Genomic DNA, 25,393 nt, shown 5'->3' with positions numbered 1-25,393 from the left:
TTCATCGGGCAATCGGAGCGCCCTCCCGTCGCCTGCGCGGGCGCGGCTCACCTGCCGTCGATGATCGACATGAACCCGGCGAAGGCGAAGATCCCCGGAACCGCATACAGGACGGCGAGCGTCGCGATCCAGCCGAGCGCCCCGAACACCCACCGTGCCCCCGTATTCCGATCCCGGACGGTGAGCCGGCGACCATCCGGCCCGATGCGAGGCGCGGGCGGCGACAAGTCGCACCCGGGTTCTCACGCATCGTCCGGATCGCGGTCATCAGGCGCGAGGTCTCCTGCCCGGGCACGCGCTCGTCGAGATAGCGCTCCGCCTTTGTTGCCACGCGCGGGACGACGCGTTCGAGCACGGCATGAACCGACTGCCACGGACCCGGGTCGGCGAAGTCGGCGACGGGGCTCGTGAAGAAGACGATCCGGTCGTCGACGATCTCCACGTTGTAGCCGGCCGCGACGTCGATGAGCGCCGCCATCACGTCGGGCGTGAGCACGTAAAGCGCCGCCGTCTGGTAGCTGGCCGGCGCGTACGCGCGAAACCAACGGTCGAAGTCGCCCTCGAGCGAGATCCGCTGGCGGGGATCAACGCCCGTCGGCAAGTCGCTTCCGAGTCGATCGTTCGACGTCGCGTCGACGATCAGGTGCGGCAACGGCGCGGGGAGGGTCACGGCGAGGTAGTGCCAGCCGTTCCCGCGGGCCGACTGCGGCACGAGATTGCCGAATTCGACGCCGGGTGCGACGAATCTCGGGTATTCGTACGCGGCACCGCCGGAGTTGATGAGGGACGGGAACGTGGCGCGAGAACTCGGCTGGGGTTCGAACCCGTTGGCGAGAGCGGTGAGCGCCTGCCGCCAGTCCTTCAACCGTGCTCGCGGCGACGGCGGCTGTGCGGCCCAGCGGTGCAGTCAGTACGTTCCGTAGAGCCAGGCGGCGAGGATGGCCAAGCACACGGCGAGCCCGATGATGTCGGCCGCCCGAACGCGGCCGTCCTGATAGGAATCGACGCGAACGCCGACCGCCATGAACACGATGCAGAGGTACCAGAGGATCAGGCAGTGGTTGACGTGCACGAGCACTTGCCGCTTCGTCGGGACCCAGGCGGGCCGCGCGTCGCGGCGCAGGGCAGACATGGCCGTCGCCACCTCGTGGTCAGTGGCGCACAGCCAGCGCAAGTACACGCCCGACGGTCCTTTCGCTACGAGTTCGTCGCGTCCATCATCGTCGATTTCCCTCAAACGCGGGGCGGTCGCCGCGCGGTGCTCGCTCGCCGCGAAGGGTGAGGATGATCAGAGGCACGAGGGCGACCATCGCGACGACGGACAGCATCGAGAAGCTGCTGATGGCGAGCAGCGGACCCGCGGCGAAGGCCGCCGCTGCGCCGCAGAGATTCGAGAGGGCGTCCACTCCGCCTTGTGAGGATGCGCGTGTCTCGTCGCTGACGACGGCGCTGAACAAGGCGGAACCGGAGACGTTCACGAAGGACCAGCCCACGCCGAGCAGGATGAGTGAGACGATGACCCACGCCGTCTCGTCGGCTCTGACCGCACCGATCACGAGGGAGGCGAGGAAGACGACGATGCCAAGGCCGATCGTGAGCCGCTGGCCCATCCGATCGGCGAGATAGCCGACGAAGGGCGAGAACGCGTACATGCCGAGGACATGGAGGCTGATCGTGATGCCGACCACTTCGATAGACCCGCCCATGTGAACCATGTGCACGGGAGTCATCGTCATGACCGATGCCATCACGCTCTGAGCGGTGATGATCGCGATGACGGCGTACCGGGCGGAACGGTTCAGGCGCAGTTCCGCCAGAGCCAGGCGAACCCGACTTGGCCGTCTGCCAATGGGGCTTGTTGGGGCCGGGACGGTCCGTTGCAGATGCAGGAGAGGATCGGGGCGCAGCCAGATGAAGACGATGACGCCGGCCAGGCCGAGGCAGATGGCGGCGATGAGGAACGCGCCGGCGTAGACGGTGAGCCCGCTGTGGGCGCTGAGGAATTCTCCGGGGACGCCGAGGTTGGGGCCGAGCACGGAGCCGATTGTGCCGACCCACACGACGAGGGCGAGAGCCCGACCCTTGTGACGAGGGCGCGCCAGGTCGGTCGCGGCGAACCGAGCCTGCAGGCTCACGGCGGATCCGGCGCCGATGAGCAGCAGTCCGACGAACAGGGGAATGACCAGGCTGCCCTGCGAGGCGGCGACGAGGATCGCGCTGCCGATGGCTGCGATCCACCACCCGATGGATAGCGCGAAGCGTCGGCCGAATCGAGCCGCGAGATCGCCGAGCGGGAGACCGAGCAGTGCGGCGCCCAGGGTGCTCGCCGTTCGCGCGAGTCCCGCCCATGCCTCGTTCTGGGTGACCTCGCCGGCGAGGAGAACTCCGATGGAAGGCGCGACGCCGACGCCGATGGTGCCGACGATCTGCATGATGACGAGCACGACCATGGTGCGACGCTGAACGCGGCTTGTCTCGGGCGTCGCGGAGCCGAGGTCACCGGTCACCCGAGTGGAGAGCGGAGGCTCAGACACGCGTCCCTCCCTTTTCGCTCGTCGCCTTCTGGTACACAACATGTATCCTAGATGCGTTTGACGAGCCCTGGCAACGAGTTCTTGCGGGGAATCGACCGACCCGGCACGCCGCTTGTCGGGGGCCGTCACTCAGGCGAAACGGCCGCCGTTCGCAGGCCGCCCGTCGGTCGCGGGTTCACTTCACTCGGCACTTCCGCGATGTGATCGCGCAACGCCGTGGAGAACGCCTCGACGGAGCCCGTCCTGACGTGCGCGATCAGCCGTTCGTGCTCCCTGATGATCTCCGTGGCGCGAGCGCGGAGCCGATCGCCGGAGGCGAAGAGCACGAAACGGTGCCGATCGGAGAGCCGCTCGTACAGCTCGAGCAGCACGCTGTTGTCGCTCGCCTCGACGAAGCTGCGGTGGAACGCGCGCGTGAGATCGATGAACAGTCGCGTGTCATCGTTCGCGAGGGCCGCGCGCTGCTCGTCGAGCGATGCGTCGAGGCGGTCCGCAAGTCGCTGCCTGACCGCGTCCGAGGCGCGGTCGACGCCCGTCGTCTCCAAGATGAACCGGGCGTCGGCGAGCTCCGCGATCGTACGCTCGCTCAGTCCCTGCACGAGGGCGCCGCGCTTAGGGTAGACGACGATCCAGCCTTCGTCCTGCAGTCGCGCGAGGGCGACGCGCACGGGCGTGCGACTCACTCCGAGACTGGCGGCGAGCGGCGCTTCGCCGAGCATCGTTCCCGGCTCGTGCGTTCCATCGAGAATGGCGTCGCGGATCGTCTGGTACGCGCGCTCCGACGCGCTCGCGGCATCCGACGCGTTCGCCATCGCATGCCTCCTCTGCTTCGGCATCGAGATCGACGCGAAATCCACCGTGTATCCGCAAGCCTACCTACGCGTCGTCGGGGGAGGCGAAGCTGACCCTGCCGTCGTCGTCCACACGCCAGACGGGGTTGTGCGCGATCTCCCAGATCGCGCCGTTGGGGTCGGCGACGAGAGCGTGGAACACGCCGCCGAACGCTCCCTCCTGCGGCTCCTTCAGCACCGTTCCGCCGTGCTCGGCGAGGCGCGCGACGACGTGCTCGACCTCGGCACGCGATCCCACATTGTGCGCGAGCGTCACGCCGGAGACCTCCGCGGGAGCGGGCAGGCCGGCATCCTGGGCGAACTTGTCGGCGTCGAACAGGCCGAGGACCGTGCCGGGAGCGACCTGGTAGAAGAGGATCTCGCCCGGCACATCGAGCAGCGGCATCCATCCTGCTCCCCGGTTGTAGAACTCGCGCGCGGCGTCGAGGTTCGCAGTGGCGATCGTGATGAAGTGCACGCTCTGATCCATGGTGCGAGGGTAGCGCGCGGTTGTGACAGCAGGGCAAGGGGAAGGGGCGGCCGCCCACGGCGGATTGTGGGGCGTCGACAGCCGGCGTGCCGCGGCGGGCGGCATCCGATTAATCTCGCGGCATGCACATGATTCTTCGCACGCTGCTGGTGATCTCGCGAGCCAAGCGGCAGTTGCGACGGCGCGGGAAGGTCGACGCGTACGACGTCTCGCGGTTGAGCCTTCGGGTGCTGCCGACCGATCTGGACCTGCTGAGGCACGTCAACAACGGCGTGTACTTCTCGCTGTTCGACCTCGGCCGGTTCGACCTGCTGATCCGCAGTGGCATTTGGCAGACGTTCGAGGACGAGGGCTGGTACCCGGTGGTCGCGAGCGAGACGATCAGCTTCCGCAAGTCGCTGCGGCTCTGGCAGCGGTTCACGGTCGAGACGCGCATTCTCGGCATCGACGACAAGTCGGTGTATCTCGAGCATCGTGCCGTCGTGCGCTGTGAGATCTACACGCAGGCGTTCATCCGGGCGCGGTTCCTGCGGCATGCGGGTGGGACGGTGCCCGTGCCCGAGCTCATCGCGGCTCTCGGTGAGGGTCACGACCGGGAGCACAGCGTTCCCGAGTGGCTGAGCCGCTGGGGCGACGACGTCACGCTGCCCTCGACGCGGGTCGAGGCGCCGAGCGTGTGGGAGTAGGCGGCGCCTTCGCACACGACAAAAATCGCACTTCCGCTGAGAACGGGTTGGTCCTATTCTCAGACCAGAAAGCAACCGAGTGAGTGCCCCTGGCTCACGACTCGTCCCTCGTCTCCCTCAGAAGGCGCGCGCCATGCCCACTTCCCTCAGCCGCCCCCGCCCCGGCATGATGGCTCTCCTGCTCTTCGCAGTGTCGCTCGTCCTCCCTCTGGCGATCGGCGGCATACTGGCCGTTGCCGCGCCCGGAATGGACTCGCTGATTCTGCGACTCATCGCCGTTCTCGTCGGTGTTGTTCTGGCGCTGACCACCGCTGTGGCGGTCGATCGCCGGCTGCTTCGCGAGACGTGGGCGGCGCCGGTGCTGCTGATCGTCCCGCTTGTAGTGGCGCTCGCTCCGTTCGTCACGGGCCTCCGTGCGGAGCAGGCCGCGACGGCTGGGATTCTCGTCATCGGCTACCTCGCCACCGGGGTGTACGAGGAGTTCTGGTTTCGGGGACTGATGCTTCGCGCTCTCCGCGACTGGACCCCGCTGCGGGCGGCGCTCGTGTCGTCCGGGCTCTTCGGTCTCGCGCATCTCGCGAACATCGCGTTCGGCGCCAACATTGCGGTCACCCTGGCACAGGTCGTCGGCGCCGCATGTTTCGGCGTCGGCTTCGCCGCTCTGCGACTGCGCGGAGCGGGTCTCTGGCAGCTTGCCCTGCTGCACGCGCTCACCGACATCGGGCTGGCGCTGACAAACGTCGGCGGCGGCGCGAAGTGGGGGATCATGGTCGGCGGTGACGTGGCGCTTCTGATCTTCGGGCTTCTTGCCCTCCGCGGGCTTGGGCGGGACGGCGAGCGAGACCCACGACCGATCGAGGTGCGACCGACGGTGCTGGACTGAGCGTCTGTCGCTCAGTGCACGAGACCGCGCGGGTTTACGCGCGAGCGCACCGTGCGTAGGCGTTCGGCGACATCGGGTGCCCAGGCGCGGCGAGCGAACACGTCGGGATCGGACTCGTTGACGTAGTTCGCTGTCGTCTGGGGTGCGAGCCACGGGCCCAGCGCTTCGACGATGGGGGCCGCGGCGGCCGGGAAGCGCTCGAGCGTCGGCTCCGGAGTGAGCCCGTTCAGGCCGAACACGAACGCGCTGTCGCGTCCACCCGCCGCGCTGTCCACCGCGGTGCGCGGCGCCTGCTGGCCGCCGATGTGGCGCACTTCGGCGATCGCGAACGGTGACTCGGCGTCGCCGCCGATGTGCCGTACGAGCACCTCGACGAGCTCATCGTCGAGCCCCGTGAGGGCATAGCCGCTGCTCCACGCCTGGATCGGCGACGGACCGTCGGGGTCGTTGTGGATGCGGCCGATCTGATCGAGCGGGAGGACGCTCACGTCATCGAGCAGGGCCGGAGCGGCGGCGCGGAGCGGCGCGATGACGGCTTCGCCCGTCTCCGCGGGCCCTGGCACGGCCACGCGCACGCTCAGCACCGTCCGCCCGCGCATGGGCGGCGGGACCATCTCCATGTCGGGCAGTCGCAGGACCGCGACAGCGCTGGTCACCGTGTCGGGGACCTCGCGCGCCCACCGCGCCCACACGCGGAGCACGTCGTCGACGTGCGCGGTGTCGAAGAGCAGACTGCCCGCATACAGTTCGGGGATCGCTGCGAGTTCGACCGTGACCTCGGTCACCACGCCGAGCCCGGCCTTGCCGCCGCGGAAGGCCCAGAACAATTCCGGGTTCTCGTCGGCGGATGCGGTGACGAGCTCGCCGGTTCCGGTGACGAGACGCACGCTGCGCACCCAGTCGGCGCCGAAACCGTGACTGCGTGCGAGGGGTCCAACGCCGCCGCCGAGAAGGAAGCCGACGACGCCGACGCCGGGCGCGGACCCGGTGATCGGGGCGAGGCCGTGCGGCGCGGCTGCCGCGACGACGTCGGCCCAGCGCAGGCCGGCGCCGATGGTCGCCGTGTGCGCGTCCACGTCGACGTTCAGCGCATCGAGGCGCCGCGTCGTGATGAGCATGCCGTCCGCGTAAACCTGGTGCGCGCCATGACCCGTGGCCTGCACGCGGATCGGCAGGTCGTGGGCGTCGGCGAAGCGGACCGCCTCGACGACGTCGTTCTCGCTCGCGACCCCGACCGTGACTTCGGGACTGTGGCGCAGCTGGAGGTTGATTCCGGTGACCTCAGCGGCGAGGCCTGGGTCGTCCCTGGCGAGGACGGGACCCGTGACGCGCTCGGCGAGCACGGCGATATCTGAAGCGGAGAGAGAGGGAGACATGCAAGCTACAGTACGAGCATTTCTCACGATTGCGAAGGGCCGATTCTCCGTTGTCAGCTGCCGCGCATAGAGTCGGTGCCATGCCTCCCGAGTCGCGATCCGCCGTGCTGGCCGAGCTTCCGGTCCTCGCGACCGTCACCGAGGCACTCGGCGACTTGCGGCTTCCTCCGCAACCCGCAATGCACGCGTCGACGACCTACCGGCCGCGGCATCCGCTCGACGTGTTGCAGACGCTCTCTCCGCTCGCGCGCGGCGGCGACGGGCCCTGCTTCCGACGCACCGCCGACGGCGCCTGGCTGACATTCCGCACGCCCGAGGGGCCCGCCACGCTGCTCGTGCGGCAAACGGACGGGACGATCGAGTCGCACGCGTGGGGACCCGGCGCGGAGTGGGCGATCGCCGGCGTTCCCGAACTGCTCGGAGCGGACGATGACTGGAGCGAGCTCGACGTCTCCGCCAGTTCGCTGCTGAGCGAGGTTCTTCGCCGTAACCCCGGGGTGCGGCTCAGTCGAAACCGGCGCGTGTTCGAGATGCTCGTGCCCTCGATCATCGAGCAGAAGGTCACGTGCGTCGAGGCGTGGCGGTCGTGGCGGCTGCTCGTGCGGCGGCACGGGGAACCGGCGCCGGGCCCCGCTCCCGACGGCATGTGGGTGGCGCCTCCCGCCGAGCAGTGGCGACGCATTCCGAGCTGGGAATGGCACGCCGTCGGCGTCGGTCCCCAGCGCGCGCAGTGCGTCGTGCGCGCGAGCCGCGTCGCGACAGCGATCGATCGGACGGCCGACGAAGCGCCCGCCGCGGCATCCGCTCGGCTTCAGAGCCTGCCCGGAGTGGGCGCGTGGACGGCTGCCGAGGTCACCGCCCGCTCCCATGGCGATCCGGACGCCGTGAGCGTCGGCGACTTCCATCTCGCGGCCACCGTCGGCTGCGCGCTCACCGGCAGCGCTGTCGACGACGATGGCATGCTCGAGCTGCTCGAGCCGTGGGCGGGGCAACGTCAGCGGGTTCTGCGGCTCATCGCGCTCAGCGGCATCCGCAAGCCGCGTCGCGGACCGCGCATCACGATCCAGGACCACCGTCGGCACTGAGCGTGCGACGGATAGCCTGAGAGAGTGACCGACCCGCAGCCCGCCCCGAAACCGCGCCTCGGGCGCGACGTGTACGTGCTCGGCGTCGTCGCCTTCTTCGTCATGCTCGGCTTCGGCGTCGTCGTTCCCGTTCTGCCTGTCTTCGTGCGGAGTTTCGACGTCGGCTACCTCGAGATCGGCGCGGTCGTCTCGGCGTTCGCGCTCATGCGGCTCGCCGCGAGCCCCTTCTGCGGCTGGCTCATCCGGCGAGGCGGGGAACGCACGATCCTCGCGATCGGAATCGGGATCGTCGCGGTCTCGAGTGCCCTCGTCGGCCTCGCCCAGAGCTACGTCGAAGTGCTCGTGCTGCGCGGCGCCGGCGGCATCGGCTCGGCGATGTTCTCGGTATCGGCCATGACGCTGCTGCTCGGCTCGACACCGCTGTCGCTGCGGGGTCGCGCCGTGGGCTTCTATCAGGGCGGCTTCCTCATCGGCGGCATGGCCGGTCCCGCGCTCGGCGGCGTGCTCGCGCTCATCTCACTGCGGGCCCCGTTCTTCTTCTACGCCGGAACGCTCGCCGTCGCGGGCCTCATCGGGCTCTTCCTGCTGCACAGCACGGATGCCACGACCGACGCCGCCGCAGAGCCGCCAAGACCGTTTCGCGCCGTCGTGCGCGATGTTCGCTTCCAAGCGGCGTGCCTCGCGAACTTCGCACAGGGCTGGGCGGGGCTCGGCGTGCGCAGCGCGCTCATTCCCGTGCTCATCGTCGAGGTGCTGCACCACGATCCGGCCTGGACGGGCGTCGCGTTCGCCGTCGCCGCCGTCGTGCAGACGCTCATGCTCGGTCCCGCCGGCACGTTCGTCGACAAGGTCGGGCGTCGCCCTGCGATCATCGGCGCGTACGCACTCGGTGCAGCCGCGCTCGTGGCGATGCCGTTCGTCGTCGAGCTGTGGGTGCTGATCGTGCTGCTGTGCGTCTACGGTGTCGCGTCGGCGTTCACGGGAACGGCTCCCGCGGCCGCGGTCGGTGATGCGGCGGGCGCGCGCAGCGGCACGCCGGTCGCCGTGTTCTCGATGTTCTCGGACGCCGGCGCCATCGTCGGCCCGCTCGTCGCCGGTGCGCTCGTGGACGCGGTGTCGTTCAAAGCGGCGTTCGCGCTCGCGGCGGTTCTGCTGCTCGCGGCATCCGTCTATGCGTTTCGGATGCCGGGGCGGGAGCGCAGCGCCGCTGCCGGGGTCGCGGCCGGCTGACGGCGCGCGAACGAGCCCGCACCCCAGCGTCAGCGCGGAAGGCCCGCGTCGTCGATCTTGCGGTGGTAGTGCATTCCCGCGACGCCGCCGAGGATCGCCGCGCCGAGGCTGATGATCGCGACCACGATCGCCGTGATGATGCCCGTCACGGTGAGTGTTCCCTCGTTCACGGGGATGCGAGGGAAGCCGTTGATGTTGCCGAGGATGTTGTACTGCGCGCCGGCGATCGCCGCGACGATAGCGACGATGACAGCAACGACGATCGCCCAGATCCAGACGGCGAATCCCTGTTTGACTCCGGAGAAGCGAGCCATGCGCCCCGCCACGTATCCGCCGCAGTAGTACGCGATGAAGAGGATCACCGCGAGCACGATCGCGCCGATGATGCTCACGGTGCTCGCGTTCGTGGTCAGATCCTTCGCGGCCTTATCGACGTTGCCGTTGTTCGTTCCGAGGCCGACTCCCGCGCCGATAGCGCTGAGAATGGCGGTGAGCAACACAGCCATTCCCATGGCGGTGAGCCAGCCGAAGAAGGCCGAACCCCACTTGAACCCGCCGAACTCGTCCCGCTCCCGCGCCACGTCACGGTTCACCGTCGCGTCGCGGCGATCCTCGACGCGGTCTTCCGCTGGAGGAACCGGGTAGCGCTGCGTGGCGTCGTCGCGCGCATCGTCGTTGCGGTCAACCATGAGAGTCCTCCGATCCTGACGCGCCGCTGAGTGGCGGTGCCTCGTTTCCGGCAGAATCCCACGCCCGAGTGCGTTTCACGACGGGCTTGACCTTTCGAGGCGTGCGGGTCTAGTCGCTTCGTCGGCGGCTCAGTCCTCGCCGCGCACCACGATCGACTCGGTCGTCGGCGCCGTGGCGTCCGGGCGGTACACGTCGGGTTCCAGGTAGATGATCCGAGCGATCGGAACGGCCGCACGCAGCTTGCGCTCGATCGCATCGATCTCGGCCGCCACGCGCGCGAGCGGCATGTCGGTTCGGAATCCGAGCTTCGCCGCGACGAGAAGCTCCTCGGGTCCGACGTAGAGCGTCTTGATGTGGATGAGCTTCTCGATCTCATCGCTCGATTCGATCGCGGCGACGATGCGCTTGTGGTCCTCGAGGGTCGCGCCCTCGCCCACGAGCAGGCTCTTCGTCTCGATACCGAGCACGATCGCGACGAGCACGAGCAGCGCGCCGATGAACAGCGTGCCGATCGCGTCGAAGACCGCGTTCCCCGTTATGGCCGTGAGGCCGACCCCGACGAACGCGAAGACGAGACCGAGCAGGGCCGCGACGTCCTCGAGCAGCACGACGGGCAGCTCAGGGGCCTTCGCGCGGCGCACGAACTGGATCCACGACTGCGAGCCCCGCGTGTGGTTCGACTCCTTGATCGCGGTGCGCAGCGAGAAGCCCTCGAGGCAGATCGCGACGACCAGCACGAGCATCGGCAGCCACCACATCTCGAGCTCGTGCGGGTGCTGGAGCTTCTGCACGCCCTCCCAGATCGAGAAGAGCCCGCCGATCGAGAACAGGATGATGGCGACGACGAATGCATACACGTATCGCTCGCGACCGTAGCCGAAAGGGTGCTCGCGGTCCGCCGCGCGGCGTGCCTGCCGGCCGCCGAACAGCAGCAGGAGCTGGTTGCCCGAGTCGGCGACGGAGTGCACGCCCTCGGCGAGCATCGACGAGGAGCCCGAGAAGCCCCACGCGATGAACTTCGTGATGGCGATGCCCAGGTTCGCCGAGAAGGCGGCGATTATCGCCTTGTTTCCGCCCGATGCGCTCACTGTGCTCCTCTGCTCCCTGTGGGTCGTGGCACGAGTTTAGCGAGCGCGTCCGCTCAGCGTCCGGCGGTGGCGATCAACGCATGAAGCGGATGCCGCTCCGCGACGTCGAGCAGGGCCGCGACGCCGTCGATGGGCTCCGGGTGCAGCGGCTCGTTCACGGCCTCGCCGAGCCCGTGCTCGTGCAGCGCCTCCTCGAGGAGCCGGCGAAAGTACCGCGACTTCGTCGGCGGCGCGCCGACCGCGCTCACGCGCGTCGCCGTGCCCTCACGCCATCCCGCCTGCACGAGCGCCGAATGCGCCGAGTGAGCGAGCTCCGCGGCCGCCCGCGTGGCGATGCCCGCCGCGACGGCGTCGCCGCTCTCGGCGGCCTCCACAGTCGTGCGGCAGAACGAGGCGATGCGCGAGACGCGGCGCTCGTCGGCCTGCAGCGCCATGTAGATCTCATCGAGTGGCCCGAACTCCGCCGCTGCGGCATCCGTCAACGCCGTCTCCGGACCACGGCCGTCCCGAGCGCGCATGACAGCGTCGAGACCGGCCCGGCCGATCCAGTACCCGCTTCCCGCGTCGCCGATGAGGTAGCCCCAGCCGTCGACCTTTGCGACGCCGCGCTCGGAGGCGGCGAGCACGACGACGCCCGTTCCGACGGCGAGCATGACGCCCGGCGCCGTGCCGTTGGCGGCGAGGTAGCCGCTGATCGAGTCGTGCGCGACCGCGACGCGACGCACGCCGATGCCGTTCAGTGCCTCGAGCAGCGCCTCGGGACGCGTCGCCGACGGTGTGAGTCCCGAGACGCCGACCGCGACCTCGTCGATCCGCACGGCATGGGCCGCCGCGAGCGCACGCGCGCTCTCGGCGACCTGCTCGAGCACGGGACGGTCGGTCAGAACGCCGGGCCCGGATGCCGCGACCTGGCCCCCGTCGGGCAGATCAACGCGGAGCCGCATGCCAGACTGCCCGCCATCGAGCGAGAGGCGGGTGAGGGGGGAGCGCGTCATTCTTCGCTTTCGCCGAGGGGACGAGTGATTCCCGCTCGAGTTTACGCAGTTTCTCGCCTGCATGATCTGCGTCATTAACGCTTTCGCGTCGGCTTCGTACGGTGAGAACACACCCGCCAGAAGGAGGCATCATGACCACCGCAACCCGAACCGTCCTGCGCAGCTCCGAGTTCACGTGCCCGAGCTGTGTCGGCAAGATCGAGAAGGCCCTGCGCCGCGTCGAGGGCGTCAGCGAAGCGACCGTGCACTTCGAGACGGGCCGCATCGACGTCGAGCATGATCCCGTCGCCGCGCCCGTCGACGACCTCGTGGCCACGGTCGCGGCGGCCGGCTACCGCGCTGCCCCGTCCGCGTTCTGACCCGTCTGAAGAGAGATGAGATGACCATGCGTTCCCTGTCCGCCCTCCGCCGCTCGCCGTGGACTGTTCCCGCGGCGGGCGGCGCGCTCATCATCGCGGCCCTGCTCGTGCAGGGCGCCGATCAGTCGTTCGACCTCGCGGGCGCGCTCATGGTCGTGGCGGCGGCCGTCTCGGGTGCGGAGATCGCCGTTCGCGGCGTGCGCGCCCTCGCTCATCGCACGATCGGCATCGAGCTGCTCGTCACCATCGCGGCGATCGGCGCGATAGTGATCGGGGAGTACTGGGAGGCGGCCGCCGTCACCTTCCTGTTCGCCCTCGGCGGGGCGCTTGAACGCGTCGCGCTCGGCCGCACGCGCAGCGCTCTCACGGAACTGCTCGACGCGGCGCCGTCGACCGCCGTCGTGGTGCGGGACGGCACCCAGCTCGAGGTGCCGGCGGCATCCATTCGTGCCGGCGAAAGCGTGCTCGTGAAGCACGGTTCCGGCATTCCCGTGGACGGCACCATCGCCGAGGGGCGAATCGCCGTCGACGAGAGCACCGTCACGGGCGAGTCGATGCCGGTGACGAGGCACGACGGCGAATCGGTATTCGCCGGCACTCTCGCCGTCGAGGGCTTCGCGCGCATCACGGCGACCGGCGTGGGGGCTGACACGACCCTCGCCCGGGTGGTGCGTCGCGTCGAGCAGGCCCAGGAGCAGAAGGCCCGCACACAGAAGTTCATCGAACGGTTCGGCCGCTGGTACACGCCGGCGGTCATCATCGGCGCGATCATCGCTGGCCTCGTCTCCGGCCGCATCGAGCTCGCTCTCACGCTGCTCGTGATCGGCTGCCCCGGCGCTCTCGTGATCTCGATTCCAGTGTCCATCGTGGCCGGAATCGGCCGCGCCGCCCGCGATGGCATCCTCGTCAAGGGCGGCGAGCATCTCGAGACCGTCGGCCGGGTCGACGTCCTCGCTGTCGACAAGACGGGAACGCTCACATCGGGCCGCCCCAGCTTGAGCGATATCGCCGCAATCACCGGATCTCCAGCGGAGCTCGTCACGTGGGCCGCCGCCGCTGAAGCCGGCTCGGGCCACCCGCTCGCACGCGCCATCGTGGAGGGCGCGAAGCGGATGGGCGTCGACGTGCCGGCCCACGCCGACGAGGTGAACACCATCGTGGGCAGGGGCGTGGAAGCGAGGTGGCGGGGCCGCATGGTGCGCGTCGGTTCCGCGCGACTTCTGGCTGAAGCGGGCATCGTGATTCCACCGGCGGCGCAGGATGCCGCGTCGGCGCTCGCCGATGCCGGACGCACGCCCGTTCTCGTCTCCGTTGACGCCGTCGTTCTCGGCGTGCTCGCGGTCGCGGACCGCGTGCGTGAGGAGGCCGCAGCGGCCGTTCAGGAGCTGAGTCGCGCCGGAGTGCGCGTCGTGATGCTCACGGGCGACGACGCGCGCGTTGCCGCCTCCGTCGCCGCCGAGACGCGCATCACCGAGGTTCACGCGGTCCTTCTTCCCGAGGGAAAGCTCGAACTGGTCCAAGCGCTGCAGGCTGAGGGACACACGGTGGCGATGCTCGGCGACGGCGTGAACGACGCACCCGCATTGGCGGTTGCCGACGTCGGTGTCGCGATGGGCGCCGCCGGCTCCGACCTCGCCATCGAAACGGCCGATCTCGCTCTCATGCGCGACGATCTGCTGCGGCTCCCGCACGCGCTTCGGCTCTCCCGGCGCACCGTCTCGGCGATGCGGCAGAACATCGCGATCGCGCTCGCCACCGTCGTGGCGCTGCTCGCTGGAGTGCTGTTCGGCGGCGTCACCATGGCCGTCGGCATGCTCGTGCACCAGCTCTCGGTTCTCGCCGTGATCGGCAACGGACTGCGGCTCCTGCGCGCACAGCGGCAGAGGCCCCGGATTCCGGACTCGAGCGCGGGAGCCGCGAGCAACGGACGGCGGAGGGCGCTGGTAGCGTGACGACAATGAGCCCCACCCCCACCTGCTCCACCGACACGCGGCTGCACGTTCTCAGCCATGTGCCGTACTTCGCGGGGCTCGAGTCAACCACGATCGCCGAGATCAACGCGCTCATGACCGCCCGCTGGTACGCGGAGGACGACGCCGTGTACCAGGCGGGCGAACCCGGATCGCGACTTCACGTGGTCGCTGCCGGCCGGGTGAAGCTGGTGCGGCCGTCACCGTCGGGCACCGACGTGCTCGTCGACGTTCTGACGCCAGGCGGCAGCTTCGGCACGCTGCACACTCTCGGTTCCGACCGGTACTCCGACACAGCCCAGAGTCTGTCGGAATCGTGCGTGCTGTCGCTGTCGAACCAGGACTTCCGCTCGCTCATCCAGCGCTTCCCGGCGGTCGCGCTCGCCGTCGTCGACGACCTCGCCGCTCGACTCGACGAATCGCATCGCACGATCCGCAGCCTGTCTGCCGGAACGGCGGAACAACGAGTCGCGGCGGCGCTTCTCGGACTGCTCGAGAAGTTCGAGAGGAACGCCGGCCCCGTCGCGGTGCGCCGACTCACGATCACCCGCACCGAGCTCGCCGGAATGGTGGGGCTCACGAGCGAGACCGTCAGTCGCGTGCTCGGCTCGTTCAAGCGGCGCGCCCTCGTCGACATCGGCCGCGGCTGGGTCAGTGTGCTCGACGCCGAGTCGCTTGCCGATCTCGGCGCCGAGTGAGCCGCGACGGCACGCTGCCGCCTGCAGCATCCGATTTCACATGAACCTGCGCCGGTACCCGGTGATCGCGACGACATAGGCGACGACGAGAATGCCGACGAGCCAGCCGAGAGCGACCCAGATGTCCGCGCTGACGGGCTCTTGCGTGAGAAGGGCCCGGATCGTGTCGACGATCGAGGTCACGGGCTGATTCTCGGCGAACCACGCGACCGGGCCGGGCATCGAATCGGTCGGCACGAACGCGGAGCTGATGAACGGCAGGAAGATGAGCGGATAGCTGAAGGCGCTCGCCCCGTCGACGGTCTTCGCCGAGAGGCCCGCGATCACCGCGACCCAGGTCAGGGCGAGCGTGAACAGGATCAGGATGCCGGTGACGGCGAGCCACGCGGCCACCGAGGCGCCCGAGCGGAAGCCCATGATGAGGGCGACGCCGACGACGATGGCGAGTGAAGCGAGATTCGAGGCCAGCGACGTGAGCACGTGCCCCCAGAGCACGCTCGAGCGGGCGATGGGCATGGAGCGGAACCGTTCGACGAGGCCGCCCTGCACGTCGAGGAACAGCCGGTAGGCGGTGTACGCGATGCCGGACGCGATGGTGATGAGCAGGATGCCCGGAAGCAGGTAGCTGACGTACGGTTCGCCGGTGCCTGCGCTGATCGCTCCGCCGAGCACGTAGACGAACAGGAGCATCATCGCGATCGGCGTGATGGCCGTCGTGATTATCGTGTCGGGGCTGCGCAGGATGTGGCGCAGCGACCGACCCGTGAGCACCGCCGTGTCAGCGAGCGCGTGCGTGGTCATGGGGTTGTCCTTCCCGTTGGCGCGACCGCGACCGCGTCGCCGACGAGAGCGAGAAAGACGTCCTCGAGGGAGGGCTGCTTCTCGACGTACTCGACCTTGGCAGGCGGCAGGAGCTGCTTGAGCTCCGCGAGAGTTCCGTTCTGGATGATCGCGCCCTCGTGGAGGATGGCGATGCGGTCGGCGAGATGCTCGGCCTCGTCGAGATACTGGGTTGTCAACAGCACGGTCGTGCCACGCTCCGCGAGCTGCTTGACCGTCTGCCACACCTCCAGGCGCGCTTGCGGGTCGAGTCCGGTCGTGGGCTCGTCGAGGAAGATGATGCCGGGTTCCCCGATGAGACTCATGGCGATGTCGAGTCTGCGCCGCATGCCGCCCGAATACGTCGCCGCTTTGCGATCGGCCGCCGCCGTGAGCGAAAAGCGGTCGAGCAGATCGTCGGCGATGGCGTTGGGCTTCTTCTCGTGTCTCAGCCGGGCGATCAGCATCAGGTTCTCGCGCCCTGTCAGCACCTCGTCGACGGCCGCGAACTGCCCCGTGAGGCTGATCGAATCGCGCACGGACTCAGGCTTCTCGGCGACGTCGAAGCCGTTGACGGTCGCGGTTCCCGCGTCTGCCGTGAGCAGAGTCGCGAGAATGCGCACGAGCGTTGTCTTGCCTGCGCCGTTCGAGCCGAGAAGCGCGAAGACGCTCCCCGCCGCGACGTCGAAGTCGATGCCGCGCAAGACGTGCACGTCTTTGAACGACTTCTCGATTCCCCGCACGCGAATGGCTGGTTCGAGAGTGTGCTGAGCGGACATCTGCTGTCCTCCGTTCCGGTTGACGGTCAGGCTTCGCGTTCGGCCTCGTCGATGGCGTCGGCAAGGCGCTTGCGCTCCTTGTTGATCCACTGGCCGTCCGCGTAGTTCTCAATGAATGTGTCGGCGAACGCCACGGGATCCTCGCCGACGATGGCGCGCACGGGCGTTCCGTTGGCGGCGGCCCCCTCAATGAGGTCCGCGAGGTCCTCGAGCATCTGCATGAAGACGTCGCCCTTGACGATCGCGCCCGCGTTCATGACGTAACGCTCGATCCCGTCGATCGCGGTGCGATAGCTCTGAGGGAGCTGCTCCTTGCGTGACTTGTACTGACGCCAGCGCTTCTTGTCCTCGAACGATCCCGTGACGCGTTCGATCCATCCTGCGGCCATGCTATTTGCCTTCCTTCTGCGATTCTTCGACGATGTGGCGGAGCTGTTCTATGCGATCGGCGAGGAAGCCCCACGTGCTCCAGAACTCCTCCAGGTACCCGCGACCGCTCGCGTTGAGCCAATACACCTTGCGGGGCGGGCCCTTCTCCGACGGAACCTTCTCCACGTCGACGAGGCCGCGCCTCTCGACCCGCACGAGGAGCGAGTACACGGTTCCTTCGACGATGTCGGTGAAGCCCTGCTCGCGAAGCCGTGCGGTGATCTCGTACCCGTACGCGGGGCTCACGGCGAGGATCGCGAGGATGATGCCCTCCAGAATCCCCTTGAGCATCTCGGTCGACTGCTTCGCCATTCAGGACATCCTCTTCTGCTACTCGGTGTCACCGACTACCAGTAGATAGTATCACTGAGTACTGGCCTGTCAAAGGGTTTGGCTTCGCTTCGGGGAGAGGATGCAATTCTAGTATGTACGTACTAGAATTGTGGCGTGAAGACCGTAACCATGACCGAGTTCAACCAGCGGGTCTCGGCAGTCGTCCGTGATGCCATTGATCGCGGAGAGTCCGTACGGGTGACGAATCGGGGCCGCGTCGTGCTTCGACTCGTCCCGGAAGTCCAGGAATCCGCAACTTCGATCGACCAGCTTGTGGCATCCGGTCTCGCTACGGGTCCTCAGAAGGAACATCGCACCATTGGTAAGCGGGCGCCCGTCCCACTCTCACGTAACCTCGATGACCTGATCGAGGAGGTGAGCGATGACGCCGGTCTCTGAGCGCAGCTCCGCGTGGTACATCGACTCATCCGTCGGCTTGCGCATCGTCCTGGGGCACAGCCAATCCGCAATCGACTGGTTTGACGAATGCGCCGCTGCCGGCGACGCATTTGTCTCGTCACGTCTTATCGAGCTGGAGATGACGCGGGTCCTGCGCCGCGAATCGCTAGAAGTGCGCGCCGCACAGGAATTCGCAGCGGAACTCACATTGCTGCGAGTTGATGACGCCCTCCTTGAAGAGGCGGCCACGATCCGTTCTCACGTCAAAACCCTCGATTCTCTCCACCTTGCGTCGGCACAGCGGATCGGTCCGGCCTCCGTGGCCGTTGTCACGCACGACGCGAACATGGCCCGCGTGGCTGATGCGCTCGGCTTCGAGGTACATGACCCCGTGACTGAAATCTGAAGATCGGTTCAGTGCCAGGTGTAGGCGTACGTAGATAGACCAACCAGACCAACTAGCCTACGCTGGGTGTGTGACCAAGACTGTGAACGTGTACGAGGCGAAGACGCAGCTCTCCAAGCTCATCGAGCGCGCGCTGGCTGGAGAAGACGTCGTTATCGCAAGGGCCGGCAAACCTGCTGTCCGGCTTGTGAAGTGGGAGCCCTCGCACGCGCGTGTGCCGGGTCTGTGGCAGGGGCGAGTGCACATCGCCGATGACTTCGATGGCTTCACCGAGCGCGATGAGCGCGATTGGTACGGTGAGTGAACAGTGCGGCTGCTGTTGGACACGCACATATTGCTGTGGTGGGTCGCGAATGATCCCAGGCTTGCTTCCGATCACCGGCAGCTGATCGCCGACCCGTCCAATCACGTTTTCGTGTCCAGCGTCTCCATCGCCGAGATCTCGATCATGGTCTCAATTGGCAAGCTCGAGGCTCCTACCGAGGTTGCTGAGGTCGTTCTCGGCAGCGGGTTCGAGCTGCTCGCGTTCGACGCTGCACACGCTGAAGAGCTGCGCACGATGTCGTGGCATCATCGGGATCCATTTGACCGAATGCTTGTTGCTCAAGCGCGGGTCGAGGACCTCGTTCTTGTGAGCATCGACGAACGTATCCGCTTGTACGACGTCGAATGCCTGTAGGGGAACGGCCCGATTCAGAATCCGCGTCAGGGGTGTCGAGTACTCTGTCTGCCGTGAACATCGACGACATCACGAGCCTGAGGGATCAGCATCCTGCCTGGCGACTGCTTCGAGCAAACAACGCGCCCCTCGTGCTGTCGTTCTTGGGCCAGTTCTTTGTCGAGGAGAACCACGGCGCCTCGTCGGCAAGCCAGCTTGTCGATGCGTTTGACGAACATCTCTATGCGATTCACGCGCATAATCCGGAGCTGTACACGCGTGAGCCGTTGGAATACCTAGACGAATGGGCGGAGGCCGAACGAGGCTGGCTGCGCAAGTTCTATCCAGTCGACTCCGATGAGGTCCACTACGATGCGACATCGGCCGTCGAGAAGGCGTATCGGTGGGTTCAGGACCTTCAGAGCCGCAGCTTCGTCGGAACCGAGTCGCGCCTGCACACGCTCATCGAAATCCTGCGCCAGATCGTTCACGGCAGCGAGACGGATCCTGAGACGCGAATCGCAGAGCTCGAGCGCCGTCGCGCCGAGATCGATGAGCAGATCGAGATGGTGCGAAGCAATCGATGGGATCCCCTCGAGGAGTCTGCAGTCCGTGACCGTTATCAGCTTTTCTCTTCCACGGCCCGCGATCTGCTCTCCGACTTTCGCGAAGTCGAAGAGAATTTCCGCAAGCTCGATCGCACCGCTCGCGAGAAGATCGCAGGCTGGGACGGCAGCAAGGGCGAGCTTCTGACGGAGCTCGTCACGGGTCGAACGGATATCGCCACGTCTGACCAGGGCCGAAGTTTCCAAGCCTTCTATGACTTCCTCCTGTCAGAACATCGGCAATCGGAACTCGCGGATCTCATCTTTGCGGTCCAGAGGATGCCCGTTGTCGATGTCGACCGCCGGCTGCGTTTCATTCATCATGATTGGGCGGATGCCGCTGAGCGGACGCAGCAGACTGTTCGCAACCTCTCGGAGCAACTGCGCCGGTTCCTCGAAGACCAGGTGTGGCTTGAAAACCGACGCGTCCTCGACATCGTGCGGACCGTTGAACAGAGGGCGATTCAGGTGCGAAACACGCCGCCTGACGCTGAGCTCGGTCTCGTCATCGACGAACCCGGTCTGCCGATCAGCCTTCCGTTCGAGAGGCCACTCTACGAGCCCCAGCCCGAGACCCGAGTTGACAGCATGATCGAACCTGAAACCGAGGAACCCGTCGAGTACGATGCGCTGCTCGGGCAGCGCTTCGTGGACGCCACGAGACTTGCCGAGAACATTCGCGCGCTCATCCCGCGTCGGAGCACGGCTGAACTCACCGACATCATCAACTTCTATCCGATCGAGGAAGGCGTGGCCGAGATTCTCGGTTACCTTGCCCTGAGCAACGACGACATCCGCATCGACCTGCACGACGGCGAGGAGACGATCATCAGCTACACGGACATCGCGGGCACGCCGAAACGCGCCACTCTGCCGAGAACGACGGTGACCCGACTATGACAACAACCGACGAGCATGCAGTCGCAACCGCGATCATCAAACTGATGCAGGGCGTCGTGTATCGGGAGACGCATGAGGACGTGTGGCGTACCCTCGAGCGCAACTCGTCGGCCGTGCGCGACCACTTCTCAGAGATCGGTGTCGGTGTGATCGTCGACGACACCGAAGGCTACGCCTTCGTGAAGACGATCGAGCCCGACGAGGGGGAAGAACCGCTTCCACGACTGGTGAAGCGGCGGTCCCTGACCTACCACGTGAGTCTGCTTCTGCTCCTCTTGCGCAAGCGAATGGCCGAGTTCGAAGCAGGTGGCGGCGAGGGGAAGCTCGTCATGGAACGCGAGCAGATCATCGAGATGCTGCGCGTGTTTCTTCAGGAGACGACGAACGAAGCCCGCGCGATACGCCAGGTGGACCAGACCATTAGCCAAGCAGTGAAGCTCGGATTCCTCCACCCGCTCAGCAGTGCACGCACAAGAGCATCGAACAGGACACCCGCATGGGAGGTTCGCCGCATTCTCAAAGCGTATGTCGACGCCGAGGCGATGGCCGGCTTCTCGGAGCGCCTCGCTGATTACGCACGCAATACCGACGGGGAAGGCGACGATGACTGACACGCTGTTCTCGGCTCTCGAACTCGATACGTCGGCTAACGGCCGAACTGGATACCGGCTCCACCGGCTTGAGGTTTTCAATTGGGGAACCTTCGACAAGCACGTGTGGAGCCTCCAGCCGGATGGGAGCACCTCGCTGCTGACGGGAGACATCGGCAGCGGGAAGTCCACCCTCGTGGATGCCGTCACGACGCTGCTACTGCCCGCGAACAAGATTTCCTACAACAAGGCGGCAGGGGCAGGGGCTAAGGAGCGCAGCCTCCGGAGCTACGTGGAAGGGCACTACAGGTCCGAGCGGAATGAAGCAACGGGGACATCGCGTCCGGTCGGACTGCGGAACCACAACGCGTACTCGGTGATTCTCGGTGTCTTCGCCAATGAGGGCTATGGCGACACCGTTTCAATCGCTCAGGTGTTTCACCAGAAGGACCGCACGGGCCAGCCGGAACGGTTCTATGTCACAGCGCCTCAGCCGTTGGCGATTGGCACAGACTTCAGTGGGTTCGGCGACGATCTGAAGAACCTGCGCGCACGGTTGCGTGCGGCTGGCGCAGAGATCGACAACACTTTCCCTGAGTACGCGCGGAAGATGCGTCGCCTTCTCGGCATTCGTTCTGACCAGGCGATGGAACTGTTCCATCAGACCGTCTCGATGAAATCGGTGGGGAATCTGAATGATTTCGTGCGCAGCCACATGCTGGAGCCTGCTGACGCGAGCCCCAAGGTATCCGTGATCGTCGACCACTTCGAGAACCTCACGCGTGCCCACGAAGCCGTGCAGCGCGCCACCGCGCAGCTTGCGCACCTCGGTCCTCTCATGGCTGCGTCCGACAGATACGAGGCCGCCGTGAACCGGCGCGACCGGAGCACAGCAGAGCGCGAAGCTCTCGTGCCCTTCGCCGCCGAGATGACGCTCGACGTACTCACCGCCGCAATCGACGCTGCACAGGCTGAATTGGGCGCGCAACGGGACGTGCAAGCCGATCTCGAGCGGACGCGTGGGTCTCTCGTGACCCGCCGCGAGTCGTTGCACGCTGAGCGCCTCGGAGCCGGTGGCGACCGATTGGGCCAGATCGACGCGGAGGTTCCCGTCGCGGAAGAGCTTGTCAAGCAGCGCAGCGACCGGCGCGCACGATTCGACGATCACGTGCACCGCGCTGGTCTCGACGCTGTGACGGATACCGCGAGCTTCCGCTCACGTGTCGTCGACGCAGCATCGGCGCGAGACAGTGCGCGCGCCGAACGCGTGCGGTTGAACGAGACGAAGAACCCCCTCGTGCTGGAACACGGCACGCTGAAGGTCCAGGCCCGCGAACTCGACGGCGAGATCGCGAGCCTCAAGGAGCGGCGAAACAACCTTCCCCGCGACCTGGTTCGCGTGCGTGAGGAGCTACGCTCCGCGTTGGACATCGACGTGACTGAGCTTCCCTTCGTGGGTGAGCTCGTCGATGTCGATGCGGACCACCTGGAGTGGCGGGGTGCCGCCGAACGTGTGCTCCGCCCGTTCGCGACGTCACTACTCGTACCGCAGGCGCAGTACGCGCGAGTATCTGAATGGGTGAACGCCCACCACCTGAACGCGCGGCTCGTGTACCTCAGGGTGCCCGAGAGGCGGGTGAAGGCCGTTCCCGCTGAGGCCGGGAGCGGAGCTCGTCTCCGCGATGTTCTCGAAGTGGAACCCGGGAACTTCGCCGAGTACCTGCGAAGCGAACTCGGTCGGCGGGCGGACCATCGGCTTGTGTCTACTGTCGCCGAACTCCAGCTCGAGGACCGGGCAGTGACGCGCGAGGGCCTTGTCCGGGACCGGGACCGACACGAGAAAGACGATCGGCACTCGGTGTCCGATCCCCGCTGGTGGGTTCTCGGCCGCAGCAACGAGAGAAAGATCGCAGCGCTCGTTGAGGAAGTCGCCGGCGTTCAGGCGCGCATCGGAGATCTGGAGGGCGAGCTCAGGGAACTCGAACGGCGCGAAAAGAAGCTGACGGAATCGGAGACAGCGCTCAACCGGCTCGAGGAGTATGCGAACTGGGATGACATCGACGTGGACGCTGCTCAAGCCCGGCTTCGGTCGCTGCGGGAGGAGCGCGAACGCATCGTCGCGGGGTCCTCACGGCTTGCCGAGATCGACAGGCAGCTCACGGAACTCGCGGACGAGCAAAAGCGAGCTGACGATGACTATAAGGCCGCTCTCTCGCGTACGGGGCGCATCGAAGGCGATTTGGAACGCCTCGAGGCGAGGCGCGCAAGCACGACTGAGGCGCTTGCCCTGATTCCGCGCGAATCCGCGATCGCCGCACGTGAGCTGTATCCGGCATTACGCGAGCGGGCGGGCGCGCGTCAGCCGACCACTGTCGACGCCTGTGACGAGCTTCGGACGCGACTGAGCGACGAGCTGACGCGCGCGATCGAGTCGGCTCAGCGCGAGATGAACGGTCATACGACAAGCATTCAGCAGCAGATGAGCGAGGTGCTCAGGCTGTGGCCGGAACTCGAGAGTGAGATGGATGCCAATATCGCCTCGATCGGAGAATTCCGGCGCTTGCACGATCGCGTGAAGAGTGATGACCTTCCGCGCTTCGAGGCGGAGTTCAAGCGACAGCTCAACACCGAGGCAGTTCGGGAACTCGCCCAGTTCAACGCGTGGCTGGGCAGACAGTCGGAGGAGATCCGCGGTCGCGTTGAGACGATCAACGAGGCGCTCGGCGCGATCGACTACAACCCGGGCCGTGTCATCAGGCTCGTTGCAGAGCCGACGGTGAATACGGAGATACGCGATTTCCGTTCCGATCTCCGCGCTGCGACGGGAGACCTCCTCGGCGGAGAGGAGGTCGACGCCGAGCAGAGGTTCGAGCGCGTGCGCGTGCTGATCGAGAAGTTCAAGGGCCGCCCTAACCATGCCGACGCAGATAAGGCGTGGACGGTGCGCGTCACCGATGTCCGCAACTGGTATACGTTCGCTGCGTCGGAGCGCGACCGAGAGTCAGGGCTCGAGCATGAGCACTACACCGATTCGGATGGCAAGTCCGGGGGTCAGAAGGAGAAGCTCGCCTACACCATCCTCGCGGCCTCGCTCGCCTACCAGTTTGGTCTGGAATGGGGCGTCGAGAAGTCCAAGGATTTCAGGTTCGTCGTCATCGACGAGGCATTCGGGCGTGGGTCGGATCAGTCGACGCGGTACGCGCTCGAACTGTTCGAGAAGCTCGGGCTGCAGCTTCTCATCGTCACGCCCTTGCAGAAGGTCCACGTGATTGAGCCCTACGTGAGCTCGATCGGATTCGTCGACAATCCGGAGGGCTCCGCCTCCCGGGTGCACACGCTCACTGTCGAGGAGTACCGCGAACGGCGTGCGGCGGGAGCCGCGTGAACGAATGGACGACCCCGGCGGACATCGAGTCGAAGCTGCGACGTCGGTGGGTCTCGGGTGCGCTGCTGCGCGCATACGCGCTGCGTGAGCCGTTCGATGCGGTGGACGTGCCGTTGCGCGGCCCGACGGCGGCGGATCTCGCCGATCGTTTTGACGAAGCACGGCGCTGGGCGGCAGCGCTTGAGCGCGCGTCTGGCGACGGACAACGCTTCCGTGTTGTGACGCGATCCGTGGGTGGCCGGCATCTCGGTCGCACGGAAATCCCTTCGCGCGCTGTGGTCGAAAGCTTCGAGCAGGCGTGGCGGGTCCTCGGCATTCGCGGCGGGGCTGCGGGCAGTGAACTCGCGATCTTCGACGGGCTGCTCGCTGCCTCTCGTCATGTACCTGCGGTACGCGACTGGGTGCTCGCACACCCGATCCGTGCGCTCGAACGCGCCGACGACTGGAACGCGATCCTCGCCGCGCGCGACTGGCTCGAGTGGAACCGCGGTTCCGGCCTGTATCTGCGGCAAGTTGATGCGCCCGGAGTCGATACGAAGCTGTTCGAGCGCCACCGCAGTGTCCTTGCGGAGATGCTGAATGTCCCGTCCAGCGCGGCCGGCTTCACGAACGCGCTCGGTTTCGCGCTGAAGCCAAGCCTGATCCGAATGAGGTTCGACCCTGGCCTCTTCGGGATGCCGGCCGGTATCACGGAAGCGGAATTTCGGCTCGATGAGCTGCTTGGATTTGAACCAGACATCTCATGGGCGATCATCGTCGAGAACGAGATCAGCTATCTCAGCGCGCCCGTGCCGCCTCGTGGAGTCGTGCTGTACGGCAAAGGCTACGACGCGTCACAGCCGGCTTCCCTTGACTGGTTGCGAGGGGCGGCCGTTCAGGGCAACGCTCTCTACTGGGGCGACATTGACACTCACGGTTTCGCGATTCTCGATCGGGTTCGTGCCCACCTGCCAAACGTGCGCTCGGTACTCATGGATCGCGAGACGCTGCTGAAGCATCGGTCGCGCTGGGGAAGCGAGCCGACGCCCACAAACACGGCGTTGCCTCGGCTCACGGACGATGAGTCGGATCTGTACGCTGATCTGGTCACTGATCGACACGGGAGAGGCGTGCGCCTCGAGCAGGAGCGCGTCGACTGGAGCTGGGTCGAGACACGTCTCGCCGCGACGAAATAGC

At 66.8% G+C, this 25,393-nt stretch carries 28 protein-coding genes; 15 read left to right on the top strand and 13 right to left on the bottom strand.

Going from position 1 to position 25,393, the window contains the following annotated elements:
• Position 1 precedes the first annotated feature (1 nt).
• The 5 genes from BLV49_RS04205 to BLV49_RS04185 all read right to left on the bottom strand — a co-directional run bounded on the left by BLV49_RS04205 (position 2) and on the right by BLV49_RS04185 (position 3,854).
• The gene (locus tag BLV49_RS04205) at positions 2-865 is read right to left on the bottom strand and encodes a hypothetical protein (protein ID WP_091180256.1); all 864 of its coding nucleotides are present in this window, start codon (positions 863-865) and stop codon (positions 2-4) included.
• A 42-nt stretch (positions 866-907) separates the two neighbouring features.
• Positions 908-1,132: a hypothetical protein gene (locus tag BLV49_RS04200; RefSeq protein WP_143033947.1), complete on the bottom strand. Its 225-nt coding sequence runs from the start codon at positions 1,130-1,132 to the stop codon at positions 908-910.
• An 85-nt stretch (positions 1,133-1,217) separates the two neighbouring features.
• Positions 1,218-2,534, bottom strand: coding sequence for an MFS transporter (locus BLV49_RS04195; RefSeq protein ID WP_245723531.1), 1,317 nt, complete (start codon positions 2,532-2,534; stop codon positions 1,218-1,220).
• 125 nt (positions 2,535-2,659) lie between these two features.
• Positions 2,660-3,346: a GntR family transcriptional regulator gene (locus BLV49_RS04190; protein WP_091180244.1), complete on the bottom strand. Its 687-nt coding sequence runs from the start codon at positions 3,344-3,346 to the stop codon at positions 2,660-2,662.
• A gap of 64 nt (positions 3,347-3,410) precedes the next feature.
• On the bottom strand, positions 3,411-3,854 hold the full coding sequence (locus BLV49_RS04185) for a VOC family protein (RefSeq protein WP_091180241.1): 444 nt from the start codon (positions 3,852-3,854) through the stop codon (positions 3,411-3,413).
• Between the two features lie 122 nt (positions 3,855-3,976).
• Here BLV49_RS04185 and BLV49_RS04180 point away from each other — a divergent pair, with 122 nt between their 5' ends.
• Together BLV49_RS04180 and BLV49_RS04175 are read left to right on the top strand one after the other, a co-directional pair.
• Positions 3,977-4,540 (top strand): acyl-CoA thioesterase, encoded by a 564-nt coding sequence (locus tag BLV49_RS04180; protein ID WP_091180237.1) that lies wholly within the window; start codon positions 3,977-3,979, stop codon positions 4,538-4,540.
• Between the two features lie 133 nt (positions 4,541-4,673).
• On the top strand, positions 4,674-5,423 hold the full coding sequence (locus tag BLV49_RS04175; protein WP_091180234.1) for a CPBP family intramembrane glutamic endopeptidase: 750 nt from the start codon (positions 4,674-4,676) through the stop codon (positions 5,421-5,423).
• An 11-nt stretch (positions 5,424-5,434) separates the two neighbouring features.
• Here BLV49_RS04175 and BLV49_RS04170 read toward each other — a convergent pair whose 3' ends face one another.
• Positions 5,435-6,799 carry an FAD-binding oxidoreductase gene (locus BLV49_RS04170; protein WP_091180231.1) on the bottom strand — a complete coding sequence of 455 codons (1,365 nt, stop codon included), beginning with the start codon at positions 6,797-6,799 and terminating at the stop codon, positions 5,435-5,437.
• Positions 6,800-6,879: 80 nt separating this feature from the next.
• Between BLV49_RS04170 and BLV49_RS04165 the strand changes: the two genes are divergently transcribed.
• A complete protein-coding gene (locus BLV49_RS04165; RefSeq protein WP_245723530.1) occupies positions 6,880-7,884 on the top strand; it encodes a DNA-3-methyladenine glycosylase family protein in 1,005 nt (334 codons plus the stop codon).
• Positions 7,885-7,908: 24 nt separating this feature from the next.
• Positions 7,909-9,114 carry an MFS transporter gene (locus BLV49_RS04160; protein WP_245723529.1) on the top strand — a complete coding sequence of 402 codons (1,206 nt, stop codon included), beginning with the start codon at positions 7,909-7,911 and terminating at the stop codon, positions 9,112-9,114.
• Positions 9,115-9,143: 29 nt separating this feature from the next.
• Here the strand turns inward: BLV49_RS04160 and BLV49_RS04155 are convergent, their stop codons facing one another.
• The 3 genes from BLV49_RS04155 to BLV49_RS04145 form a co-directional block, all read right to left on the bottom strand.
• A complete protein-coding gene (locus BLV49_RS04155; RefSeq protein WP_091180228.1) occupies positions 9,144-9,803 on the bottom strand; it encodes a hypothetical protein in 660 nt (219 codons plus the stop codon).
• A gap of 129 nt (positions 9,804-9,932) precedes the next feature.
• Positions 9,933-10,892: a cation diffusion facilitator family transporter gene (locus BLV49_RS04150; protein WP_091180225.1), complete on the bottom strand. Its 960-nt coding sequence runs from the start codon at positions 10,890-10,892 to the stop codon at positions 9,933-9,935.
• A gap of 53 nt (positions 10,893-10,945) precedes the next feature.
• Positions 10,946-11,887 (bottom strand): N-acetylglucosamine kinase, encoded by a 942-nt coding sequence (locus BLV49_RS04145; RefSeq protein ID WP_091180222.1) that lies wholly within the window; start codon positions 11,885-11,887, stop codon positions 10,946-10,948.
• A 131-nt stretch (positions 11,888-12,018) separates the two neighbouring features.
• Between BLV49_RS04145 and BLV49_RS04140 the strand changes: the two genes are divergently transcribed.
• From BLV49_RS04140 to BLV49_RS04130, 3 genes are read left to right on the top strand one after another with little or no spacing between them, the layout of a single operon-like run.
• Positions 12,019-12,246 (top strand): heavy-metal-associated domain-containing protein, encoded by a 228-nt coding sequence (locus BLV49_RS04140; protein WP_091180220.1) that lies wholly within the window; start codon positions 12,019-12,021, stop codon positions 12,244-12,246.
• Positions 12,247-12,272: 26 nt separating this feature from the next.
• On the top strand, positions 12,273-14,198 hold the full coding sequence (locus BLV49_RS04135; protein ID WP_245723528.1) for a heavy metal translocating P-type ATPase: 1,926 nt from the start codon (positions 12,273-12,275) through the stop codon (positions 14,196-14,198).
• A gap of 5 nt (positions 14,199-14,203) precedes the next feature.
• Positions 14,204-14,914 (top strand): Crp/Fnr family transcriptional regulator, encoded by a 711-nt coding sequence (locus BLV49_RS04130; protein ID WP_091180214.1) that lies wholly within the window; start codon positions 14,204-14,206, stop codon positions 14,912-14,914.
• A gap of 36 nt (positions 14,915-14,950) precedes the next feature.
• Here BLV49_RS04130 and BLV49_RS04125 read toward each other — a convergent pair whose 3' ends face one another.
• Genes BLV49_RS04125 through BLV49_RS04110 form a run of 4 tightly spaced genes read right to left on the bottom strand, consistent with a single transcriptional unit; the run spans position 14,951 to position 17,253 of the window.
• Positions 14,951-15,715 carry an ABC transporter permease gene (locus BLV49_RS04125; RefSeq protein ID WP_091180212.1) on the bottom strand — a complete coding sequence of 255 codons (765 nt, stop codon included), beginning with the start codon at positions 15,713-15,715 and terminating at the stop codon, positions 14,951-14,953.
• Complete coding sequence (locus tag BLV49_RS04120) at positions 15,712-16,512, bottom strand: ABC transporter ATP-binding protein (RefSeq protein WP_091180209.1); 801 nt, start codon at positions 16,510-16,512, stop codon at positions 15,712-15,714. The genes BLV49_RS04125 and BLV49_RS04120 overlap by 4 nt, the downstream gene beginning before the upstream one ends.
• Before the next feature lie 26 nt (positions 16,513-16,538).
• Complete coding sequence (locus BLV49_RS04115) at positions 16,539-16,901, bottom strand: DUF1048 domain-containing protein (protein ID WP_091180206.1); 363 nt, start codon at positions 16,899-16,901, stop codon at positions 16,539-16,541.
• 1 nt (position 16,902) lies between these two features.
• Entirely contained in the window at positions 16,903-17,253 is a 351-nt protein-coding gene (locus tag BLV49_RS04110) for a PadR family transcriptional regulator (protein WP_091180204.1), read from the bottom strand.
• A 135-nt stretch (positions 17,254-17,388) separates the two neighbouring features.
• Here BLV49_RS04110 and BLV49_RS04105 point away from each other — a divergent pair, with 135 nt between their 5' ends.
• The 8 genes from BLV49_RS04105 to BLV49_RS04070 all read left to right on the top strand — a co-directional run bounded on the left by BLV49_RS04105 (position 17,389) and on the right by BLV49_RS04070 (position 25,392).
• On the top strand, positions 17,389-17,673 hold the full coding sequence (locus tag BLV49_RS04105) for a type II toxin-antitoxin system Phd/YefM family antitoxin (protein ID WP_091180201.1): 285 nt from the start codon (positions 17,389-17,391) through the stop codon (positions 17,671-17,673).
• A complete protein-coding gene (locus BLV49_RS04100) occupies positions 17,657-18,079 on the top strand; it encodes a PIN domain-containing protein (RefSeq protein ID WP_091180197.1) in 423 nt (140 codons plus the stop codon). Before BLV49_RS04105 ends, BLV49_RS04100 begins: the two co-directional genes overlap by 17 nt.
• Positions 18,080-18,149: 70 nt before the next feature.
• Positions 18,150-18,383 carry a type II toxin-antitoxin system Phd/YefM family antitoxin gene (locus tag BLV49_RS04095; protein WP_143033945.1) on the top strand — a complete coding sequence of 78 codons (234 nt, stop codon included), beginning with the start codon at positions 18,150-18,152 and terminating at the stop codon, positions 18,381-18,383.
• 3 nt (positions 18,384-18,386) lie between these two features.
• Positions 18,387-18,758, top strand: a complete 372-nt coding sequence (locus BLV49_RS04090; RefSeq protein ID WP_091180194.1) for a type II toxin-antitoxin system VapC family toxin — start codon at positions 18,387-18,389, stop codon at positions 18,756-18,758.
• A gap of 53 nt (positions 18,759-18,811) precedes the next feature.
• Complete coding sequence (locus tag BLV49_RS04085; protein ID WP_091180191.1) at positions 18,812-20,242, top strand: DUF3375 domain-containing protein; 1,431 nt, start codon at positions 18,812-18,814, stop codon at positions 20,240-20,242.
• Positions 20,239-20,853 (top strand): DUF4194 domain-containing protein, encoded by a 615-nt coding sequence (locus BLV49_RS04080; protein ID WP_091180185.1) that lies wholly within the window; start codon positions 20,239-20,241, stop codon positions 20,851-20,853. The genes BLV49_RS04085 and BLV49_RS04080 overlap by 4 nt, the downstream gene beginning before the upstream one ends.
• Positions 20,846-24,217 (top strand): ATP-binding protein, encoded by a 3,372-nt coding sequence (locus tag BLV49_RS04075; RefSeq protein ID WP_091180181.1) that lies wholly within the window; start codon positions 20,846-20,848, stop codon positions 24,215-24,217. Before BLV49_RS04080 ends, BLV49_RS04075 begins: the two co-directional genes overlap by 8 nt.
• On the top strand, positions 24,214-25,392 hold the full coding sequence (locus BLV49_RS04070) for a Wadjet anti-phage system protein JetD domain-containing protein (RefSeq protein WP_091180178.1): 1,179 nt from the start codon (positions 24,214-24,216) through the stop codon (positions 25,390-25,392). Before BLV49_RS04075 ends, BLV49_RS04070 begins: the two co-directional genes overlap by 4 nt.
• Position 25,393: the final 1 nt, after the last annotated feature.

Origin of the sequence: Paramicrobacterium humi (genome assembly GCF_900105715.1) — a bacterium.
GTDB lineage: Bacteria > Actinomycetota > Actinomycetes > Actinomycetales > Microbacteriaceae > Paramicrobacterium > Paramicrobacterium humi.
The sequence above is the reverse complement of the archived record's forward strand: the minus strand, read 5'-3'. Positions and strand labels throughout refer to the sequence as shown.

Excerpts from the sequence above, each read along its gene's own strand:
- BLV49_RS04200 (WP_143033947.1), bottom strand. The coding sequence starts at position 1,132 with ATGTCTGCCCTGCGCCGCGACGCGCGGCCCGCCTGGGTCCCGACGAAG.
- BLV49_RS04190 (WP_091180244.1), bottom strand. The coding sequence starts at position 3,346 with ATGGCGAACGCGTCGGATGCCGCGAGCGCGTCGGAGCGCGCGTACCAG.
- BLV49_RS04185 (WP_091180241.1), bottom strand. The coding sequence starts at position 3,854 with ATGGATCAGAGCGTGCACTTCATCACGATCGCCACTGCGAACCTCGAC.
- BLV49_RS04180 (WP_091180237.1), top strand. The coding sequence starts at position 3,977 with ATGCACATGATTCTTCGCACGCTGCTGGTGATCTCGCGAGCCAAGCGG.
- BLV49_RS04175 (WP_091180234.1), top strand. The coding sequence starts at position 4,674 with ATGCCCACTTCCCTCAGCCGCCCCCGCCCCGGCATGATGGCTCTCCTG.
- BLV49_RS04170 (WP_091180231.1), bottom strand. The coding sequence starts at position 6,799 with ATGTCTCCCTCTCTCTCCGCTTCAGATATCGCCGTGCTCGCCGAGCGC.
- BLV49_RS04165 (WP_245723530.1), top strand. The coding sequence starts at position 6,880 with ATGCCTCCCGAGTCGCGATCCGCCGTGCTGGCCGAGCTTCCGGTCCTC.
- BLV49_RS04155 (WP_091180228.1), bottom strand. The coding sequence starts at position 9,803 with ATGGTTGACCGCAACGACGATGCGCGCGACGACGCCACGCAGCGCTAC.
- BLV49_RS04145 (WP_091180222.1), bottom strand. The coding sequence starts at position 11,887 with ATGACGCGCTCCCCCCTCACCCGCCTCTCGCTCGATGGCGGGCAGTCT.
- BLV49_RS04140 (WP_091180220.1), top strand. The coding sequence starts at position 12,019 with ATGACCACCGCAACCCGAACCGTCCTGCGCAGCTCCGAGTTCACGTGC.
- BLV49_RS04135 (WP_245723528.1), top strand. The coding sequence starts at position 12,273 with ATGCGTTCCCTGTCCGCCCTCCGCCGCTCGCCGTGGACTGTTCCCGCG.
- BLV49_RS04130 (WP_091180214.1), top strand. The coding sequence starts at position 14,204 with ATGAGCCCCACCCCCACCTGCTCCACCGACACGCGGCTGCACGTTCTC.
- BLV49_RS04125 (WP_091180212.1), bottom strand. The coding sequence starts at position 15,715 with ATGACCACGCACGCGCTCGCTGACACGGCGGTGCTCACGGGTCGGTCG.
- BLV49_RS04120 (WP_091180209.1), bottom strand. The coding sequence starts at position 16,512 with ATGTCCGCTCAGCACACTCTCGAACCAGCCATTCGCGTGCGGGGAATC.
- BLV49_RS04115 (WP_091180206.1), bottom strand. The coding sequence starts at position 16,901 with ATGGCCGCAGGATGGATCGAACGCGTCACGGGATCGTTCGAGGACAAG.
- BLV49_RS04110 (WP_091180204.1), bottom strand. The coding sequence starts at position 17,253 with ATGGCGAAGCAGTCGACCGAGATGCTCAAGGGGATTCTGGAGGGCATC.
- BLV49_RS04100 (WP_091180197.1), top strand. The coding sequence starts at position 17,657 with ATGACGCCGGTCTCTGAGCGCAGCTCCGCGTGGTACATCGACTCATCC.
- BLV49_RS04080 (WP_091180185.1), top strand. The coding sequence starts at position 20,239 with ATGACAACAACCGACGAGCATGCAGTCGCAACCGCGATCATCAAACTG.
- BLV49_RS04075 (WP_091180181.1), top strand. The coding sequence starts at position 20,846 with ATGACTGACACGCTGTTCTCGGCTCTCGAACTCGATACGTCGGCTAAC.